Origin of the sequence: Trinickia sp. (assembly GCF_051954495.1) — a bacterium.
In the GTDB taxonomy this organism is placed as follows: domain Bacteria; phylum Pseudomonadota; class Gammaproteobacteria; order Burkholderiales; family Burkholderiaceae; genus Trinickia.
The window spans coordinates 1-18,387 of record NZ_JBQCHR010000153.1; the positions used below are offsets into that span (position 1 = coordinate 1).

At 64.5% G+C, this 18,387-nt stretch carries 10 protein-coding genes and 1 pseudogene; 7 read left to right on the forward strand and 4 right to left on the reverse strand.

The genetic code is table 11. The features are described from left to right. Positions 1-466: pseudogene (locus tag ACTHNR_RS20560) on the forward strand (hypothetical protein); the annotation flags it as partial. A 238-nt stretch (positions 467-704) separates the two neighbouring features. Here the strand turns inward: ACTHNR_RS20560 and glgX are convergent. Next, entirely contained in the window at positions 705-2,894 is a 2,190-nt protein-coding gene (gene glgX, locus ACTHNR_RS20565; protein WP_440549505.1) for a glycogen debranching protein GlgX, read from the reverse strand. A gap of 263 nt (positions 2,895-3,157) precedes the next feature. Between glgX and ACTHNR_RS20570 the strand changes: the two genes are divergently transcribed. Continuing rightward, entirely contained in the window at positions 3,158-4,960 is a 1,803-nt protein-coding gene (locus ACTHNR_RS20570) for a methyl-accepting chemotaxis protein (RefSeq protein WP_440549599.1), read from the forward strand. 12 nt (positions 4,961-4,972) lie between these two features. On the opposite strand, the gene ACTHNR_RS20575 is transcribed toward ACTHNR_RS20570, so the two are convergent. Together ACTHNR_RS20575 and ACTHNR_RS20580 are read right to left on the reverse strand one after the other, a co-directional pair. After that, entirely contained in the window at positions 4,973-6,925 is a 1,953-nt protein-coding gene (locus ACTHNR_RS20575; protein WP_440549506.1) for a phosphatase PAP2 family protein, read from the reverse strand. A 158-nt stretch (positions 6,926-7,083) separates the two neighbouring features. Next, positions 7,084-8,034, reverse strand: coding sequence for a universal stress protein (locus ACTHNR_RS20580; protein ID WP_440549507.1), 951 nt, complete (start codon positions 8,032-8,034; stop codon positions 7,084-7,086). 197 nt (positions 8,035-8,231) lie between these two features. Between ACTHNR_RS20580 and ACTHNR_RS20585 the strand changes: the two genes are divergently transcribed. From ACTHNR_RS20585 to ACTHNR_RS20605, 5 genes are all read left to right on the forward strand, one after another. After that, entirely contained in the window at positions 8,232-10,538 is a 2,307-nt protein-coding gene (locus tag ACTHNR_RS20585; RefSeq protein ID WP_440549508.1) for a heavy metal translocating P-type ATPase, read from the forward strand. A 278-nt stretch (positions 10,539-10,816) separates the two neighbouring features. Further along, positions 10,817-12,604, forward strand: a complete 1,788-nt coding sequence (locus ACTHNR_RS20590) for a hypothetical protein (protein ID WP_440549509.1) — start codon at positions 10,817-10,819, stop codon at positions 12,602-12,604. A gap of 231 nt (positions 12,605-12,835) precedes the next feature. Next, positions 12,836-13,846, forward strand: a complete 1,011-nt coding sequence (locus tag ACTHNR_RS20595) for a hypothetical protein (protein WP_440549510.1) — start codon at positions 12,836-12,838, stop codon at positions 13,844-13,846. A 9-nt stretch (positions 13,847-13,855) separates the two neighbouring features. Continuing rightward, on the forward strand, positions 13,856-14,302 hold the full coding sequence (locus tag ACTHNR_RS20600) for a phosphate ABC transporter substrate-binding protein (protein WP_440549511.1): 447 nt from the start codon (positions 13,856-13,858) through the stop codon (positions 14,300-14,302). A 13-nt stretch (positions 14,303-14,315) separates the two neighbouring features. Beyond that, on the forward strand, positions 14,316-17,612 hold the full coding sequence (locus ACTHNR_RS20605) for an EAL domain-containing protein (protein WP_440549512.1): 3,297 nt from the start codon (positions 14,316-14,318) through the stop codon (positions 17,610-17,612). Here ACTHNR_RS20605 and ACTHNR_RS20610 read toward each other — a convergent pair. Further along, positions 17,593-18,342: an SDR family oxidoreductase gene (locus tag ACTHNR_RS20610; RefSeq protein WP_440549513.1), complete on the reverse strand. Its 750-nt coding sequence runs from the start codon at positions 18,340-18,342 to the stop codon at positions 17,593-17,595. The two genes, ACTHNR_RS20605 and ACTHNR_RS20610, sit on opposite strands and share 20 nt — an antisense overlap. Between the last annotated feature and the right edge of the window lie 45 nt (positions 18,343-18,387).

The window sequence follows — 18,387 nt, forward strand, 5'->3', positions numbered from 1 at the left end:
CGCCGCGTCGGCCCCGAATGAGACGGCGAACACGGCCAGCGGCGCCGTCGTCAGCCCGGTCGCGACGCCCGCGGTCGCCGCGACGGCGGCGACCGAGCCCGGCGCCGCCATGAGCGCGCCGGCAGGCGCGGGCGCCGGTACGCCGCCGAAGGCCGAGGTGACGCGTATCTTCCTGAACAGCCTCGCAACGGGCGACGCGCTCTCGAGCGCCGATACGGATTACGTCGCGAGTCTCGTCGCACGCTACACAGGCGTCCCACCGCAGGTCGCGCAGGCGCGCGTCAGTGCGACCTATACGCAACTTCAGCAGAAGGCGGCCGCCATGCGAGACGAGGCTAAAGTGGCCGCCGATCACGCGCGGCACGCGAGCGCATCCGCCTCGCTGTGGCTGTTCGTTTCGCTATTGATGGGGGCGTTCGCGGCAAGCTTCATGGCGGTTTTCGGCGGACGCCTGCGCGACGTTTGACGAGCCCGACTACGCGAGGCAGCACGCTTTGACGGGAGGATCGACGTCGTCGTTCGATCCTCGATCCGATTTCGCAACCGAACCAGGAGGACCTATGCGCTCGATCCTGCTCTATTTGCTCGGTGTACCGATTCCCATCATCATCTTGATCGCATTGCTTTATCACTGAGGGCCGTCGCCCATGCGACAACGCGGCCGCCGCGCTCCACGCGCGAGGGGCCGCCACCGCCCGCCCGCATTACTTGGGCTCGGCATCCTCGGTGAGCTTCTTTTCAAGGCTCATGAAAATCCGCTGCGTCTGACCTTTCGCATGCAGCGCGAACAGCAGCAGCGAACGGCCCGTGACTTGATAGACGTCGCCCGATTCGAATTCGGGCAGTTCGTCCCGCACGGGCACGTTCGTATCGATGAGGCAGCTCCACTGATCGCTGCCGGGGATATCGGGCAGCTTGAATTCGACGACGTCGTGATGCGCGTTCAGCACGATGAGCAGCGTCGCATCGGATGCGGGCCGGCGAATACCGCTCGCTTGCGCCCGTCCGTCGAGCACGACGCCGAAACACCGCATCGACGGATCTTGCCATTGCTCGTCGGTCAATTCGGTGCCGGCGGGGCTCATCCAGCGTACTTCGCTAAGCTGCTGACGCTCGTCGAAACGCCCCGTCAAAAAACGATTGCGTCGCAGGACGGGCAGCGTATGGCGCAGCGTCGTCAACTTCACGACGAAATCGGTCAGCGCTCGGCCATCGTCGTCCATCCCCTCCCAGTCGACCCAGCTTATTTCGTTGTCCTGACAATAGGCGTTGTTGTTGCCGCGCTGCGTGCGGCCGAACTCGTCGCCGGCGACGATCATGGGCGTGCCTTGCGAGAAGAGCAGGGTCGCCAACAGGTTGCGCTTCTGGCGCTCGCGCAGCGTACGGACGTCGGGATCGTCGGTCGGCCCTTCGACCCCGCAGTTCCACGATTTGTTGTCGGTGTGGCCGTCGTTGTTGTCTTCACCGTTGGCTTCGTTGTGTTTGTCGTTGTACGACACGAGATCGTTCAACGTGAAGCCGTCGTGCGCGGTCACGAAGTTCACGCTGGCCCATGGCCGCCTGCCGCGGCGATCGAACTTGTCGCCGGAACCGGTGAGCCGGCTCGCGAGTTCGGCGGCCACGCCGTCGTCGCCTTTCCAGAATGCGCGCACGGTGTCGCGGAACCGGTCGTTCCACTCGGCCCACCCTGGCGGGAAGCCGCCGACCTGATAGCCGCCGGGGCCGCAATCCCACGGCTCCGCGATGAGCTTCACGCTCGAGAGGACCGGGTCTTGCCGGCAGCTGTGCAGGAAACCGCCGCCTTCGTCGAAACCGTAGGGCTCGCGCGCGAGAATGGTCGCGAGGTCGAAGCGAAAGCCGTCGACGTTCATCTCGCCCACCCAATAGCGCAAGCTGTCGGTCACCATCTGAAGCACGCGAGGATGAGAGAGGTTCAGCGTGTTGCCGGTACCGGTGTCGTTGATGTAATAGCGCTGCTGCTCGGGCAGCAGCCGGTAATACGACGCGTTGTCGATGCCGCGCAGCGATAGCGTCGGGCCGCGCTCGTTGCCTTCCGCCGTGTGGTTGTACACCACATCCAAGATCACTTCGAGGCCGGCGTCGTGATAGCGGTCGACCATTTCCTTGAATTCGGCGATCGCCCCCGCGCCCCGCGCGAAGAATCGCGGATCGGCCGCGAAAAAACCGATCGTGTTGTATCCCCAGTAGTTCGTCAGCCCTTTGTCGAGCAAATAACTATCGTTGACGAATGAGTGAATCGGCATCAATTCGATGGTCGTGACGCCGAGCTGTTTGATGTAATCGACGATCGGCTTTTGCGCGAGCCCTTCGAACGTGCCGCGCAACGATGCGGGAAGATCGGGGCGCCGCTTCGTATAGCCGCGCACGTGCAATTCGTAGATCACGGCGCGGTCCCAGGGCACGCGCACGCCCTTGGGGTGGGTCCAGGAGTAGGTTTGGTCGACCACGACGCATTTCGGCACGAACGGCGCGCTATCGCGCTCGTCGAACGTCAGATCGTCGCCCTCGGCTCCGATCGTGTAGCCGAAAACCGCCGAGTCCCATTTCAAAGCGCCGACATGCGCCTTTGCATAAGGATCGAGCAGCAGTTTGTTCGGATTGAAGCGATGACCGGTTTCGGGCTCATAGGGGCCGTGCACGCGGTATCCGTAGACGGCGCCCGGCTTGAGGCCGGGCACGTAGACGTGCCATACCTCGTCGGTGAATTCGGGCAGTTCGATGCGCTCGCGTTCATGCTGCCCGCTTTCGTCGAACAAGCACAATTCGACTTTGGTTGCGTTGGCGGAAAACAGTGCGAAGTTCACGCCCGCACCGTCCCAGCTTGCGCCGAGCGGAAACGGAAGCCCTTCGGCGATCGGCGTGGTGCTCGACATATCGACTCTCGGCAGTTCGTGGCGACGCGTCAGTAAAGCAACGTCCGTTCCCGGTTCATGCGATCACGGATTTGCTGAATGGAATTAAGGATTTCCTTAACGACGATTAAGGAAATCCGTAGCACGGCCATCGCTAAGGCTAAAAAAGCTGGCTAATTCGCCGCCTAGCCGCTCAAGTTTGCATTGCACATTGTCGTTATCTCCGAAAGGCGAAATCGCTTTTGTACTCGTCATATTTGTGACTTTTGGAGAAGAACGGCATGATGCTTGGAACCATCCGCGGTCGAATCCTCGCGACTTGCGTGGCAATTGTCGTTACCGCCCTGGCGGTGACGGGCGGCCTCATCTACTACGTCGTGAAAATCCACAACGACGAGACCATCGATCAAAACTTCAAATCGATTTTGACGGGCCACGCGCTGGCCATCGATGGATGGATCGAGAGCCGCACGCGCGAAACGCAAGCGCTCGCGGATACGATCGACGTGGGCCAAGGCGATCCTTTGCCGGCGCTCAAGCTGCTGGCCAAGTCGGGCGGCTTCGAAATCATGACGCTCGGGCTGCCGGACAAGACGGCCTTCTCCAACGTGCCGCTCGCGCCGGGCTACGACCCGACGGCTCGCCCGTGGTACAAACAGGCGGTCGCCGCCGGCCATATCGTCGTCACCGGACTCTATCGCGATGCGTCATCGGGCAAGCCGGCGTTCGCATTCGCGGTGCCGATCGTGCGCGACGGCGGCGTCAAGGCCGTCATGGCCGCGAGCCTGTTCATGCAAAGCGTCAGCGAGATCGTGACGTCCGTGCACCCCACGCCCGCGAGCTTCGCCTTTCTCGTCGACGAGAAGGGCGAAGTCATTGCGAGCGCGAAGACCGATCTCATCATGAAGCCGGCCACGGACATGGCGCCCGAGTTGACGCCCGATGCCCTCAAGGCGATGCAAGGCGCCTCCGCGTCGGTGGCGGTTCGGATCGACGGCGCGACCAAGCTGCTGCGCGCGCAGCCGATCGGCGGCACGGACTGGAGCCTCGTCCTCGCGTTGGACAAAGCGGACGTCACAGCCGGCATGCGCGCCGTGGCGACGACCACGCTCGTCGCCATTGTCTTGGTCGCATTGATCGCAGCGGCGCTCGTCGGTACGCTGACGAACGCCGCCTTCCGCCGCGTGCTGCTGGTGCGCGACGCGCTGACCGACGTGGCCAGCGGCAGCGGCGACCTCGCGCGGCGGCTGCCTGTCAACGGGAACGACGAAGCGTCGCAAATCGCGCACGCGTTCAATTTGTTCGCCGAAAAGATCAGCGTGATTCTGCGTCACATTCGCGATTTCAGCGAATCGGTCAACGTGGCCAGCGCCGAGATCGCGCAAGGCAATCAGGATTTGTCGAGCCGCACGGAATTGGCGGCGTCGAACTTGCAGAGGACGGCTGCCGCGCTCGAAGAGATCTCCGGCACGGCGCGCAATTCCGCGGATGCGGCCACGCAGGTGAGCCAGCTGGCGGAATCGGCGTCGAGCGTCGCGACGCGCGGCGGACAAGTGGTGGGCGATGTCGTGTCGACGATGGACGCCATCACGAAAGCGTCGACCGAGATCGCGAACATCATCGGCGTCATCGACGGCATCGCGTTCCAGACCAACATCCTCGCGCTCAACGCGGCCGTGGAAGCCGCGCGGGCCAGCGAGCACGGACGCGGCTTCGCGGTCGTGGCCGGCGAAGTGCGCGCGCTGGCGCAACGCAGCGCGCAGGCGGCCAAGGAAATCAAGCAACTCATCAATTCATCGGTCGAGCGGATCGAAAGCGGCTCGACGCTGGTGCAGACGGCCGGCGCGACCATGGATGAAATCGTCGAAGGCGTGCGCGGCATCACGAACGTGATCTCCGAGATTACGGTTGCGGCGAACGAGCAAAGCTTGGGGCTCGGCCAAGTGAACCAGGCGTTGGCGCAACTCGACAACACGACGCAGCAAAACGCGGCGCTCGTCGAGGAATCGGCGGCGGCCGCGCAGATGCTGCGCGAGCAAGCGGCGAAGCTCGCGCAGGCAGTTGGCGAGTTCAAGTTGTCCGCTTGACCGCTTGGCAGCTTAGCGCGCGGCGAGCTTCACGGAGACACCCGTCGCGCTATACAGCGGCGTTGCGCCGAAGCCGTCCACGGTGACGGTCGAGAACTTTGCCGCAGCGGCGGCGCCGTCGATCAGCGAGATCGTATCGCCGGCCTTCGGCGCATAGCCGTTGACGAACTTCACGTGCAGCGCGCCGCCCGCGATGGTGAGCGGGCCGCCCACCTTCAACCGCCCGCCGCCGTTGCCGTCGATGTCCAGTTCCAGCGAGCCGTTGCTCGTTTGCGTGTACGCGCCCGCGATCGTCACCGGTGCGCTGGCCGTCACCTGCACGCCGGCGCCCGAGCCCACGTACACGTCGCCCTTGCCGAAGGCCGAGTTGGACGCGGCCGCGAGCACGCCGCCGCTCACTTGCGTGCCGCCGGTGTAGCTGTTGTTGCCCGCCAGCGTGAGCGTGCCGCTGCCTTGCAGCGTGAGCTTGCCCGATCCGGCGATATCGTTGCGCCAGGTGTCGGCCGCGTTGAAGCCGCCTTGGGTGGCATCCATCGAGACTTTTACATCGCCGTTGAAGGCGCCGTAGCCGTCGGCGGCGGCGAATAGGTTCAGCCGCCCCCAACCTTCCGCATCGTCCATGACCGGATACCCCGAAGCGATTTCCGTCGTCTTCAACACCACGCGGCGCTGCGCGGCGCTCAAGTAGGGAAAGCGTGTCTCGAGCAGTACCTCGGCGCCCTTCGGTACGACCGGCGGCGCGTTGGTCGATTCGATCTGAGCGAACCCGAATGTCATGCGGCGGGCGAATTCCGATTTGTTCGTCGCGTAGTCGGCGAAGCGATCCGTTGCGGTCGTGCCCGAGTGCGCGAAGGCGGAAAACGTCGCCGCGCTCGTGCCGGTCAATTGCATCAGCGTGCTGTGCGCTTGCGTATAAGCCGCGCTCTTGAGCGTCGCGTTGGCCGGATCGTTCAGGTTCGCGGCCGCGGCCGCCAGCGCGAACATGCGGCCGCCGATGACGTCGAGCGGGGAGTGCATGCCCGCGAAGATGCGGTTTTCTCCGAGTTCGAGGCCTCGGCTCACCAATTCCTGATAGCGCTCGGGCACGACATACGCCATGGTGATCGCATCGCGCATGGCTTCGGCTTCGTGGCCGCTGAGAAAGCCGCCGTCGGTGACAGGCGTCGGGCTGATCGCCGGGACGAGCGTCGGATCGACCACGACACTCGCGCTCCAGCGAAATGGCCGCGCGTACTTGTAAAAGCGTTTGGTCGGCTCCGTCGATGCGTTCGCCCCCATCGCATTGAGCAGGTCCACTACCTGGCCGAAATTCGCATTGGTCGCACTGCCCACGCCCGTGTTGTTGCCCGAGTCGTTGTAGAGCACCGTGGTGGCGTCGGCGGGAATCGAGGTGATGCTCGTCGTCTGCTGGGCCGCGGTGCGCCAGGCGCTCGTGAGCGGGCCCATGCCGTCGGTCACGCTGTAGCCCTTGCCGCGCCGGTCGTCGTAGTAGGCGGCGTCGGCTTGCGCTTGCGTGCGTGCCGTCGTCGCGTTGACGACATATTGGATGTTGGCGGACAGCACCGCGCTGTTCAAGATCGCGCCGCCGGGGGTGCCGTCGTTGGGCAGGCCGGTCCACGTGGAGGTCGCGACGGCCGGGAACGAACCGTTCGCCGGCGCGGACACGCCCGCGTCGACTAGCATCGTCAACGGCTGCCATAGATCGAGAAAACGCGCGGCGAGGCGCACGCCTGCATTGGTGGACAACGTAGCGTAGCGGGCATCGCCGCGCTGATTGGTGGCGATGTTGTCGACGAAGGCCGGCACGTCCGGGATGGCGGCGCTATCGACGAAGCCCTGATCGGCCGGCGGTGCGGGAATCGCGCTCGTCGTCGTCGAGTCGTTGCCGCCTCCGCAGGCGGTGAGGGCGGCAACCGTCGAAAGGGCGGCGAGGCGCAGTAGCAGGGCGCTGCGTGGTGCGGACATGCGGGACACTCCGTCGTCATGAGAATGGCGGCGGAGTGTGACGGCGCGCGTTGACTTCGACGTTAAGAATTTATGACCCGTCGATTAAAGCGTGCCTCATGTTGGTTAAATGCCCAAACTCTAAGAATTCATGGCGGTTATCGCCTGGCCTCGAGCGTTTACCCTTCGCTCGCGTGCACGAGCAAGAGCGGGACGCGCGTGAGGCGAGCGACGCGTTCAGCGACGCTGCCGAGCATCCAGCGCGCGACGCCGCGGCGCCCATGCGTGCCCATCACGATGAGTTCCGCTTGGCAGGCGCCTGCTTCGCGCACGATCGCGTGCGCAATGTCGTCGCCCGTACGCTCCGTTTCGGCCAGGTGCGTGCTCGTATGGCTCGACGCGGCGGCGAGCAACGGCTTCGCTGCCGCGAGCGCACGCTCTCCCTCCTCGACGAAAGCATCTTCGAGCACGTCGATCGGCACGAAGTCGGTCAAGCGCACCGCGCGATCGACTACATAGACGGCCAGCAGCGATGTGTCCTCGGTCGCGAGTCGCGTACCGTACTGCAACGCTTCTTCGGCATGACGGCTGCCGTCGACAGCGAAGAGAATCCGCTCGGGCAAGCGATCGGCCTGGACGGCATAGGCTGCGGGCACGATGAGAATCGGGCAGTGCGACAATCGCGCGAGCGGCCCCGATACGGCGCCCTCGATCCATCGCGCGAGGCCGTGGTGCTGACGGGCGCCGACGACGATCATGTCGGCCTGCCACGCTTGAGCGGCATCGATGAGCGCATGCACGATATCGCCGCCGTGCTGCGAAAGATCGATTTCCTCCGTGTCCACGCGCACGTCGCATCCGGTGAACACGTCGCGCGCCGTATCCAGCGCACGCCGTGCGTCGCGTGAGAGTTCGTCGCGTGCGGCGTCGAGCGTCGCGCTCACGATCGTGCCCATCGGAACGAGCGTGCGTGGGTTCTCTGCGATGCTCACCAGCCGCACTTCACCGCCGGGCGCGATCAGGTTGCGCGCATAGGCGGCGGCATGTTGCGATGCGGCGGACGGATCGACTGCGATGAGAACCTTTGCGGGCAGCGTCGGATTGGGGCGGCTGGAAGCCGGGGCGTTCATGATGTGCTCCTCGCGGGGTACGGGCTGTCACGTGTATGAGCATTGTGTCGGCCGGCGGGGGCGAGCCATTTGACGGATATCAAGCTTCGATTTTGCGACAGATCAAGCCTGCCGAAAGCGTCGAACCGTACGATCGAAGCGGGTCACTCGAAGACACGCCCAGCATCGAGCGGGGCGGTTCTCGTCGCACGGATGCCATGCCCACCTTTTCGCTTTCCGCCGATTTCGCCCTGCTGATCGTTTCCGCGCTGACGCTCGCCGCCGGCGCGGCGTGCGCGGCCGTCGGCAGGGGAGCGCTCGCGCATGCCGTCTGGCTCATTGGCGCATTGCCGATATTGGCTGCGTTGACGCTGTCGATCGCGCGATCGCTGATGCGACGCGAGTCGGGCGTCGACATTCTTGCTTGGCTTGCAATCGGTCTCGCCGTGGCGCTTGGCGAAACGCTCGCCGCCGCGGTCATCGCATTGATGGTGGCGAGCGGGCGAGCGCTCGAGGCGTATGCGCGCACGCGCGCGAAGCGCGAGATGACCGCATTGCTCAGCCGGGCGCCGCGTTCGGCCAACCGCTTCGAAGCCGGCGAATGGCGCACCGTCGCGCTCGATGCCGTGCGGCCGGGAGACCGGCTGCTCGTGCGCGGCGGCGAGTTCGTGCCGGTCGATGGGGCGCTCACGGGCGTCGCCGAATTGGACGAATCGATGCTGACGGGCGAAGCGGCGATTCGGCGACGGCTGGCGGGCGAAGCCGCGTGCAGCGGCGTCGTGAACGCGGGCGCGCCGTTCGAAATGATCGCCGCCGCGGCCGCCCACGAAAGCACGTTGGCCGGCATCGTCCGCATGGTCCAAAGCGCGCAGCGCGAGCGCAGCCCAGCGGCCCGGCTTGCCGATCGCTATGCGGGCTTCTTCGTTCTGGTTTCCCTCGCTCTCGCCGGCGGGGGCTGGCTGGCGACCGGAAGTCTGTCGCGTGCGCTGGCCGTCCTCGTCGTGGCCACGCCCTGTCCGCTGATTCTCGCGGTGCCGGTCGCGATCGTGTCGGGCATGTCGCGCTGCGCGAAACGAGGCGTGCTCGTCAAAGGCGGCGGCGCGCTCGAGCGGCTTGCTCAAGCTTCCATCTTGTTCTTCGACAAAACGGGCACGCTCACGGGCGGGCGGGCGCGGCTCGTCTCGATCGACTGCGGCCCCGAGACCGACGCGCGCGCCGTCCTGCGATGGGCCGCCTCGCTCGCGCAAGCGTCCGGGCACGTGATATCGGAAGCGCTGACGATCGCGGCGCGCGAACGCAATGTCGAGCTGCTGCCGCCCAATGGGGTCGAGGAAACCCCAGGAGCGGGGCTGACGGGCCAGGTAGACGGCCAAGCGGTGACGATCGGTGCATTTGCCTACGTGGCGGCACGCGCAGCCGCCGGGCCTTGGAGCGAGCGCGTTTTGCGCGACATGGCCTACGAAGAGGGGGCGGCCGTGTTCGTCGGGGTGGACGGCGTCATGGTCGGCGCGATTCGAATGGCCGATCAGATGCGGCTCGAAACGCCGCGCGCGTTGCGGCTGCTCAAGCGCGCCGGGATCGAGCGACTCGTGATGCTGACAGGCGATCGACGCGATGTCGCACAGACGCTCGGCGCGCTGCTCGGCGTCACGCAAGTGAGGGCCGAACAGACGCCCGAGGACAAACTCCGCGCGATCGAAGCCGCGCGAAAAGAAGGCGTGGTCATCATGGTGGGCGACGGGATCAACGACGCGCCCGCGCTGGCCGCAGCCGACGTCGGGGTAGCGATGGGGGCCCATGGCGCGGCGGCTTCGTCGGAAGCCGCCGATGTCGTGCTGCTGGTCGACCGCCTCGATCGCCTCGTGGAGGCCATCCGCATCGCGAGGCATGCGCGCGGCATCGCGGTGCAGAGCGTGGTCGCGGGCATGACGCTTTCCATCGTGGCGATGCTCGTCGCTGCGTTCGGCTTCTTGCCGCCCATCGCGGGGGCCATGCTTCAGGAAGCGATCGACGTGATCGTCATCGTCAACGCGTTGCGCGCCGCGCGAATCTCGATCGCGCGGACGGGGGCGAGCGAGCCGGCCGGCAAATGGGCGTACGTCGATGTCGAGCGATTGAAAGCCGAGCATGCGGCCCTTGGTCCCGTGCTCGAACAAATCAGGCGTCTGGCGGACAGCCTTCCCGATTTGTCCGGCGCCGCGGTGGCAACCGCGCTCTGCGCGTTGAGCGATTCGCTGGATCGGGATTTGATCGCCCATGAGCGCAGCGACGACACCGACATCTATCCGCGGCTAGCCCCGCTGCTCGGCGGTGAGGATCCCCTCGCGGCGATGAGCGGCGCCCATCGGGAAATTTTCCGCATGACGCGGTTGCTCAAGCAGATGACGGCGAACCTGCCGTCCGATGGACCCGACGCGCATCGGCTGCAAGAAGTGCAGCGCTTGCTGTACGGCCTGGAAGCGATCGTGCGTTTGCATTGCGCGCAGGAAGAGGAGTTATTTCACGCGGTCGGGGAGCAGGGATAGGAACAGCATCGTTCCATTCATCAGGCGATTGCATTTCGCATAAAGACCTGATTCAATGCCGGCAATCAAAGGCGTATCGACGCTTCAGCCATGCGGGCAATGTCCGCGGTGTTTCTTCCATAGGCTGGCGCAATACTGCGCATTTGCGTCAATCGAATGACGTCAATGCTACGTTAGTGCACAAAAAAACGCGATTTCGCGCCGCCTGGCGCGCCCACAGGTCGCCGTGAAGCATTGCGGCGGCCATTTTCATCGACGTTTCGCGTAGGAGACCTATCGTGACCGCCGTATCGAAAGTCCTTCGTTCCGCCTTCAAGGAAATCCCGCCGCCCCCGCAAGCTACGCAACTGGTGCAATGGCAGGATGTCAGCACAAGCGCGCTTGCTCCGTATGCGCCGTCCAATGCCTCGGCGCCGATGGGACAGTACGCCGTGTATACCGTCATGCGATGGGCGCAAGCGCAAGGTTTCGCGGGCGCCATTCCGACTTGGGAAGTCGGCAACGGCACGTGGGGTGTCATGTGTTTTGTCGCCCATCCGGGGCTGAGCGTGATCCAGATTCCGATTGCCGATTTGCCCGGATACGATCCCAACAATCCGCAAGCGAGCGGCCAGGCAATCATGCGTTGGGCGACAGGCCAAGCAGGAGGCGCCTATCAGCTCGCGATTCCGACTTACGTGAGCGACGGCGTCAATGCGTCGGCGCTAGCGTTCACGTCTAGCTACCCGACGCTCGCGTTTTACGACGCCCCGAACGCGCAGTTGTTCTTCTCGCTGCAGCAGACGGCCAAGTTGATCAATCTAATGGACCCTGCAGTGTGGGCCAACGCCACCATGCGCGTGGCGCAGAACCTCGGTTACGCAGCAGGCTGGCCCACTTGGGAATGGACCACGAACCGCGGCTTGGTCGGAATTCCCGAGTACGACCTCGGCCCGCTCCCCGACGCGAGCACGGACAACGTGAATACGGTGGTCGCGGTGCTGCATCGAACGTATGAGGCGCTGCAGGACTGCGAGGGCGTGGCTTCAGGGCTCACGACGGGCGTCTTCGTCGATTTCACCGCAGCGCCGATCGAAGATCCGACGATGCAGATTCTCGTCGACTGCTTGTTCGGCGCCGTGCAGGCCTGCCTCAACGCGATCCCGGGCGTAGGCGGCGTGTTGGCTTCGCTCGTATCGACGGCAGTGCAGGTTGCCGTGGATGCGACCAAGAGCAGCGGCGGCACGTTCTCGCTCGAGCAGTATCAGAACATGCTCGTCGACGCGACCAATGCCACGATCGACTACGTCACGAAGATGCACGACGAGCTGCAGCAGGCGAGCGGCGACGCTTTGCAAACCTTGTGGCAATCGCCGTACGCCGATCCGATCTCGGGGCGCAGCGTGCAGCTCGGCATGCTCGCGTACACGCCGCAGACGATCGTCAAGGGCGACGAGTACTGGGCCCTGCTATCGCAGCAGATGGTCGCGAGCTACACGCAGAACCTGATGATCCAAATCAGCTCGCAGCTGTACGGAATCCAATCGCGCACGTACCCGAACCGCGCGCCGGGCAAGCAGTGGTGGGACGGCACGATCGCATCGGTGACGGGCCCCGGCGGGGACTGCTCGCAATACGTCGCCGATCGCGACGACGATCTTTCGGTGTGGTACAACGGCGCTCAACAAGTCGACGATTACGTCACGCTCAACGAATGGTGGATGCAGTCATCCGATGATGATTTCCCGCCGACGACGCTCGTCTACAACTTCTTCTCGGACGACGGCTTCGGCGTGACGACGGGCGGGTGGGCCGGACCCTTCACGAAGGCCCAGTACTACACGCAATTCTTCGTGCAGCAGACGCAGCTAGGATTGGACGGCACGTACCAGCAGGTATGGAATTACAACCCGTCGAACGCGATCGTGACCGCCACGATTTACGGCGACGATTTCGGTCCGATCCTCGCGGGCTCCTCCGACAACTACGGAAACGTGACCGTCAACACGTCCAGCGAAGTGAGCAACATCAACGGGCTTTGCGGCTATTCGCAATCGGTAATCACGAACTATCTGCAACCCCTTTGATTCGTAAATGAGGGACGGGGCGCCAGGAACGCAATGGCGTACCCGTCCCCGATTTAAGCGGTTAAAGAAAACCCGCAAACTGCCGTGATTAAGGGAAGTCAATACGGCAGCTTGCAGTAAATGTCCCGACCCTTTTCGTTTCGCCCAACGCGTATCGCGGCGTTGGGCGCCGTTGTTTGCCTCGCCTCTCTCGCATCGGTTAGCTGCGCGCACGCAGGCGAGCTCGCCTCGATGTTCACGCTCAGCGGTTTCGGTACGCTCGGTGCGGCTTATTCGACTCTTCGCACGGCCGATTACGCGGGCGCGGCGTTCGAGCCCTATGGCGCGGGTGCGAGCCGCCATGTCGATTTCGCCGACGACTCGCGCCTCGGCGTACAGCTCACGGCCAAGTTCACGAGCAAGTTGTCCGCCGTCGTTCAAGTCGTTTCACACAACAACTACGACAACAGCTTCACGCCCACGCTCGAATGGGCCAACGTCAACTATGCGTTCACGCCCGACCTGAACGTGCGGGTGGGCCGAATCGAGTTGCCGACGTTTCTCACCTCGGATTATCGGCAAGTAGGCTATGCAAACCCATGGGTGCGTGTGCCGCCCGAGTTTTACGATACCGTGCCGATCACGAACAGCGACGGCGTCGACGGTTCGTATCGCGTGCATCTCGGGCCCGTTTCGAACACGTTGCACCTGATCTACGGAACGAGCACCTTCCACGCCACGCCGGGCCCGATCCGCACGGAAGCCAGAGGGATATTCGGAATCTTCGACACGATCGAGTATCGGGCGCTGACGGCCCACCTCGGCTATTTGCGCGCGCACGCCGACGTACCGTTTGCGACGGCAATGCCCGTTGCCGTCTACAGCGCCGCCGCGAGCCTGGATATGGCGCGCTGGTTCGTGCAGGCCGAAGCGGCGCGCGTGACGGTGGACGGACTGACGCCCGGGTATCTCGCGGGCTATGCGACGGCGGGCGTACGCGTGGGCAAGTTCACGCCCTATGTGACGTACGCGGTCGAGCATTCGCTCGATCATCCGATGGTCTCCGACAATATGAATGCGGGGCAGCGCGCGCTCTCCGGCGGCGTGCGCTGGGATTTCGCAAAGAATGTCGACGCGAAGGTGCAATACGACCACGTATGGACGCCGCAGGGATCGACCGGTCTTTTCGTGAACGAGCAACCCGGCTTCAGGCTGGGCAGCGGAACCGACGTGATCACCGCAACCCTCGACTTCGTTTTCTAAGGGGGCGCGATGAGGCATTCGATTCGCGTTTTATGGTCGGGGCTGGTCGGCGCGGCCTTGTGGCTTTGCGCGTCGGTGTGCGACGCGCAGCTCGTCGTGATCGTCTCGGCCAACAGCCCGGTGACGACACTCTCGGAAAACGAAGTGGCCGACATCTATCTCGGCCGCGTGAGTGAACTGCCCGGGGGCACGCATGTTACGCCGATCGACCTGGCCGATGAGGCGGCCAATAGAGCGACGTTCTATCGCGTCGTCTGCGGCAAGTCGCCCGCGCAACTGCGCGCTTACTGGTCGAAGCTGATTTTCACGGGCGCTGGACAGCCGCCGCGAGAGGTGGGCGGCGCCGAGGCGGTGAAACGGCTCGTCGCGGCCGGGACGGGCGGCGCGAGCGCCATCGGCTACATCGACAAAAGCCAACTCGACGCGACGGTCAAAGCCGTTTTGTCGTTGCACTGAAACCATGGCGGCGATGCGAGACACGATCAACGAAGCGGCCGTCGCCGGATGGCGTCGCGTCCTTGCCGCGCTGGCCGTTGCGCCCCGGAGACTGAAGGCGCGCTTGGCGTCGGCCCGCTCGCGTTTCGCGGATACATGGTTGTGGTTTCCGCTGTTCGCATTCGTGCTGCTGGCGCTTGCGTGGGCGGCCGTCTTTCACGTGCTTGCGTTGGAGAAGGCCACGGCCACGCGCGCCGCGATCCAATCGAGCCGCGAGCTTGCCGATGCCTACGAAGCTCAGGTCGTGCGCAGCCTCGTCTCGATCGACCAGACGCTCAAGACGGTTGCATACGCCTATGCGGTCAGCGGAAACGTCGCGCTCGCGGAACTGCAGAACAAGGACATGCTGCCGCCTGCGATCGTGTTCCGGATATCGATCATGAACGATCGGGGCGACGTCATCTCGAGCACGCGTCCCATGCCGCCGGCCAACGTGGGCGACGAACCGTATTTTCAGGCGCAAAAACAGGGCGATCGGCTGTTCGTCAGCCGCACCAAGCCCGATTGGGCGCACGCCCCGGAGATCATCTTCAGCCGCCGGCTATCCGATCCGGTGGGCGCGTTCGTGGGCGTGGTCACGCTCGCGGTCGATCCGGCTTACTTCACGAGCAGCTACGATTCGCCGCGCATGGGAAAGCACGGGTTGCTCGCCCTGCTCGGCTCGGATGGAGCGATGCGCGTGCAGCAGACCGGCGACGATGTTTCTTGGGGCGCGGTGATGCCGCGCGGCTTCGATGCGTCGGGATCGAGCGAACGCCTGGCCGCGCAGCCATGGGACAACGGCATGCGGCGATTCACCAACGTGCGGGCATTGCACGTCTTTCCGCTCGCGGTCATCGTCGGCCTTTCTCAAAACGAACAGCTTGCGCCGTATCGGCGCGATCGATTCGTCTACATCTGCGAAACGACGGCGGCCAGTTCGTTGCTCATCGTATTGACGGCCATTCTGAGCCTGAAGACGCTGGAGCTGTCGAAAAGCCGCGCACGCGCGCGACAATTGCAGCAAACGTACTTCGCCGCATCCGGCGCCAGTCTCGACGCGTTTTTCGTCTGGGAGCGCCTGCCTCGCGAGAGCGACCTTGCACCGAGCGCCGCATCGTCCGGGGCGCGCAGCGGCGATCCTCACGCATTCGTCTTGCGTGACGTGAGCCGCCGTGGGCTGGAGATGATGGGTAAGCCGAGGGACGTGCTAGCCGGTTGCGCGCCATGCGACGTCTTTCCCGATCAAAGTGGGAAAGCGCCGGACGCCGCGGCCGATGAGTTTTCGCGCGTATTCGATACCGGCGAGATGGCCGAATGCGAATGGCGACTGGTGCGAGCCGACGGCTCGCACGCTTGGATGCATCGCCAGATCGTACGCGTCGACGACGGCGTGGTCGCCATCGTGCGCGACATCAGCGCGCGCAAACGCGCCGAAGTCATGCGTGCCGAGCAAAACCGCGTGCTCGAGATGATCGCGGCGAGCACGCCGCTCGACGAAGTCCTCAGCTCGCTCATGCGCTTGCTCGAATCGCAGATTCCGGACTGCGCGTGCGCAGTGCTCCTGCGCGACGATGACGGCGTGCACCTGCGGGTGGGGGCGGCGCCGAGCCTGCCCGACGCGTTCGCCAAACAGGCGAACGGCTGGACGATCGGCCCCGATGCCGGCCCGAGCGGTCTTGCGATCCATACGCATCAGAGCGTTTCGCTGACGAATCTGCCGTCGCATCCCCGTCACGGCGATTTCATGCGCGCCGCGCAGATGACGGATTTCCCCACGTGCCGCTCGATGCCGATCCTGTCGCACGACGGCTGCGCGCTCGGCGCGCTGACGATTTTCGCTCGCGCCGAGTGCTCGCCCGATGCCGTCGACGCGCAAACCGTCGCGATGGCGATTCGCATCGCGGGCATCGCGATCGAGCGTACGCGAGCGGAAGACAGCATTCGCCACATGGCGAATCACGACGCGCTGACGGGGTTGCCGAACCGGACGTTGCTCGCCGATCGCCTGAGCCAGGCGGTGCTTCACGCACAGCGCTATGCACGCGGCGTGTCGGTCGCGTTCCTCGACCTCGACAACTTCAAGCTGATCAACGACAGCCTGGGCCACCATGCCGGCGACGAATTGTTGAAGACGATCGCCGCGCGCATGCGCACGTGCGTGCGCGCGACGGACACTGTCGTTCGCCTAGGAGGCGACGAGTTCGTGCTCGTGCTGTTCGACGATGCTCCGCAAGGCGACGATTTGCGCACGGTGATCGAGCGCTTGCGCAACGCCATCGCCGAACCCGTGCAACTGGGCGGGCAGACGTACAAGGTGACATGCAGCATGGGCCTTGCTCGTTATCCCGACGACGGCGATGACGCATCGACGCTCTTAATGAATGCCGACGCCGCGATGTACCGTGCGAAGGAACTCGGCCGCAACAACTATCAGCGCTATACGGCCGAAATGAACATCAAGGTGCACGAGCGGCTGCGCCGTCGTGAGCAGTTGCGGGTCGCGCTGGAAGAGGGGCAGTTTCGGTTGGTCTATCAGCCGCAAGTCGATGCGCGTACGGGCGCGGTCTTCGGCGTCGAAGCGCTGCTGCGCTGGGATCATCCGACGGAGGGGATGGTTTCGCCCGCCGAATTCATTCCGATCGCCGAAGAGACGGGCTTGATCGTTCAGATCGGGGAATGGGTGCTGGAGACGGCTTGCGCACAGAACCGCCGATGGCAAGCGCAAGGGCTGCCGCCGATCACCGTGTCGGTCAACGTATCGGCGCACCAGTTTCTGCAAAAGGATTGGGTGCACAGCGTGGCGAACGTCCTTGCACGCACGGCCCTCGCGCCTAGATATCTCGAGCTCGAATTGACCGAAAGCCTGATCATGCGCGACGTCGAAGGATCCATCGTCACCATGCAGCGACTGCAGGACATGGGCGTACGACTGTCGATCGACGATTTCGGCACGGGGTATTCGAGCCTGAGCGCGTTGAAGCATTTCCCCGTCGATCGGCTCAAGATCGATAAGTCGTTCGTGCGCGAATTGCCCGATGGCGAAGACGACAAAGCTATCGCGATCGCGGTGATTTCGCTCGGGCAGCGCTTGAATCTGAATGTGATCGCAGAGGGCGTGGAAACCCAGGCCCAAGTCGACTTCCTAACCGAGAACCATTGTCACGAAGTGCAGGGCTATCACTTCAGCAAGCCGGTTCCGCCGGCCGAGATCGAAACGATGCTGCGTGACGTGCGTCACGCAGCCCGTTCTCTCGCCGAGGGCGACGACCTCAGGCGCGCGAGCGACTGAACCACTCGGCGAAGCCGATCTTGCCGAGGCGTGCGTCGCCCAGCGGGACGAGCGACCGCTCCTCGACGAGCCCGCCGAAATAGCGCGCGGCCGGATCGCGCACGACGCGACGCTTGTCGCCCGCGGCTTCCAGGTAGCGCGCCACGATTTCGTCGAACGGTGCGAGTTCGGGCCCCGCGATTTCGACGATGCCGTTCTTGGGCGCGGCCTGCGCCGCGTCTGCGACGGCCGCGGCGACATCGTCGGACGCGATCGGCTGAAACAGTCCCGGCGAAAGATGAACCGCGCCGTCTTGCATACCGGCGTCGGCGATTCCGCCGAGGAATTCGAAGAATTGCGTCGAGCGCACGATCGTATAGGGGATGCCCGAGGCCTCGATCAGTTTTTCCTGCGCGACTTTTGCGCGGAAATAGCCGTTCTCGGGCGTGCGATCGGTGCCGACGATCGAGAGCGCGACGTGGTGGCCGACATCGGCGGCGGCTTCCGCGGCCAGCAGGTTGCGTCCCGAGGTTTGGAAGAATTCCATCACGGCGTTGTCCTCGAAGGACGGCGAATTCGTCAGATCGATCACGACCTTGGCGCCGGCCAGCGCTTCGCCGAGGCCCGCGCCCGTCAGCGTGTCGATGCCGCTTTTCGGCGACGCGGCCAGCACATCGTGGCCGGCTTTGCGAAGAATGGCGACCGTTTTCGAGCCGATCAGGCCGGTGCCGCCGATGACGACGATCTTCATGGTGATCCTCCGTGGTTCGTTGGCGGCAAGGCGCCGCACGAGAAG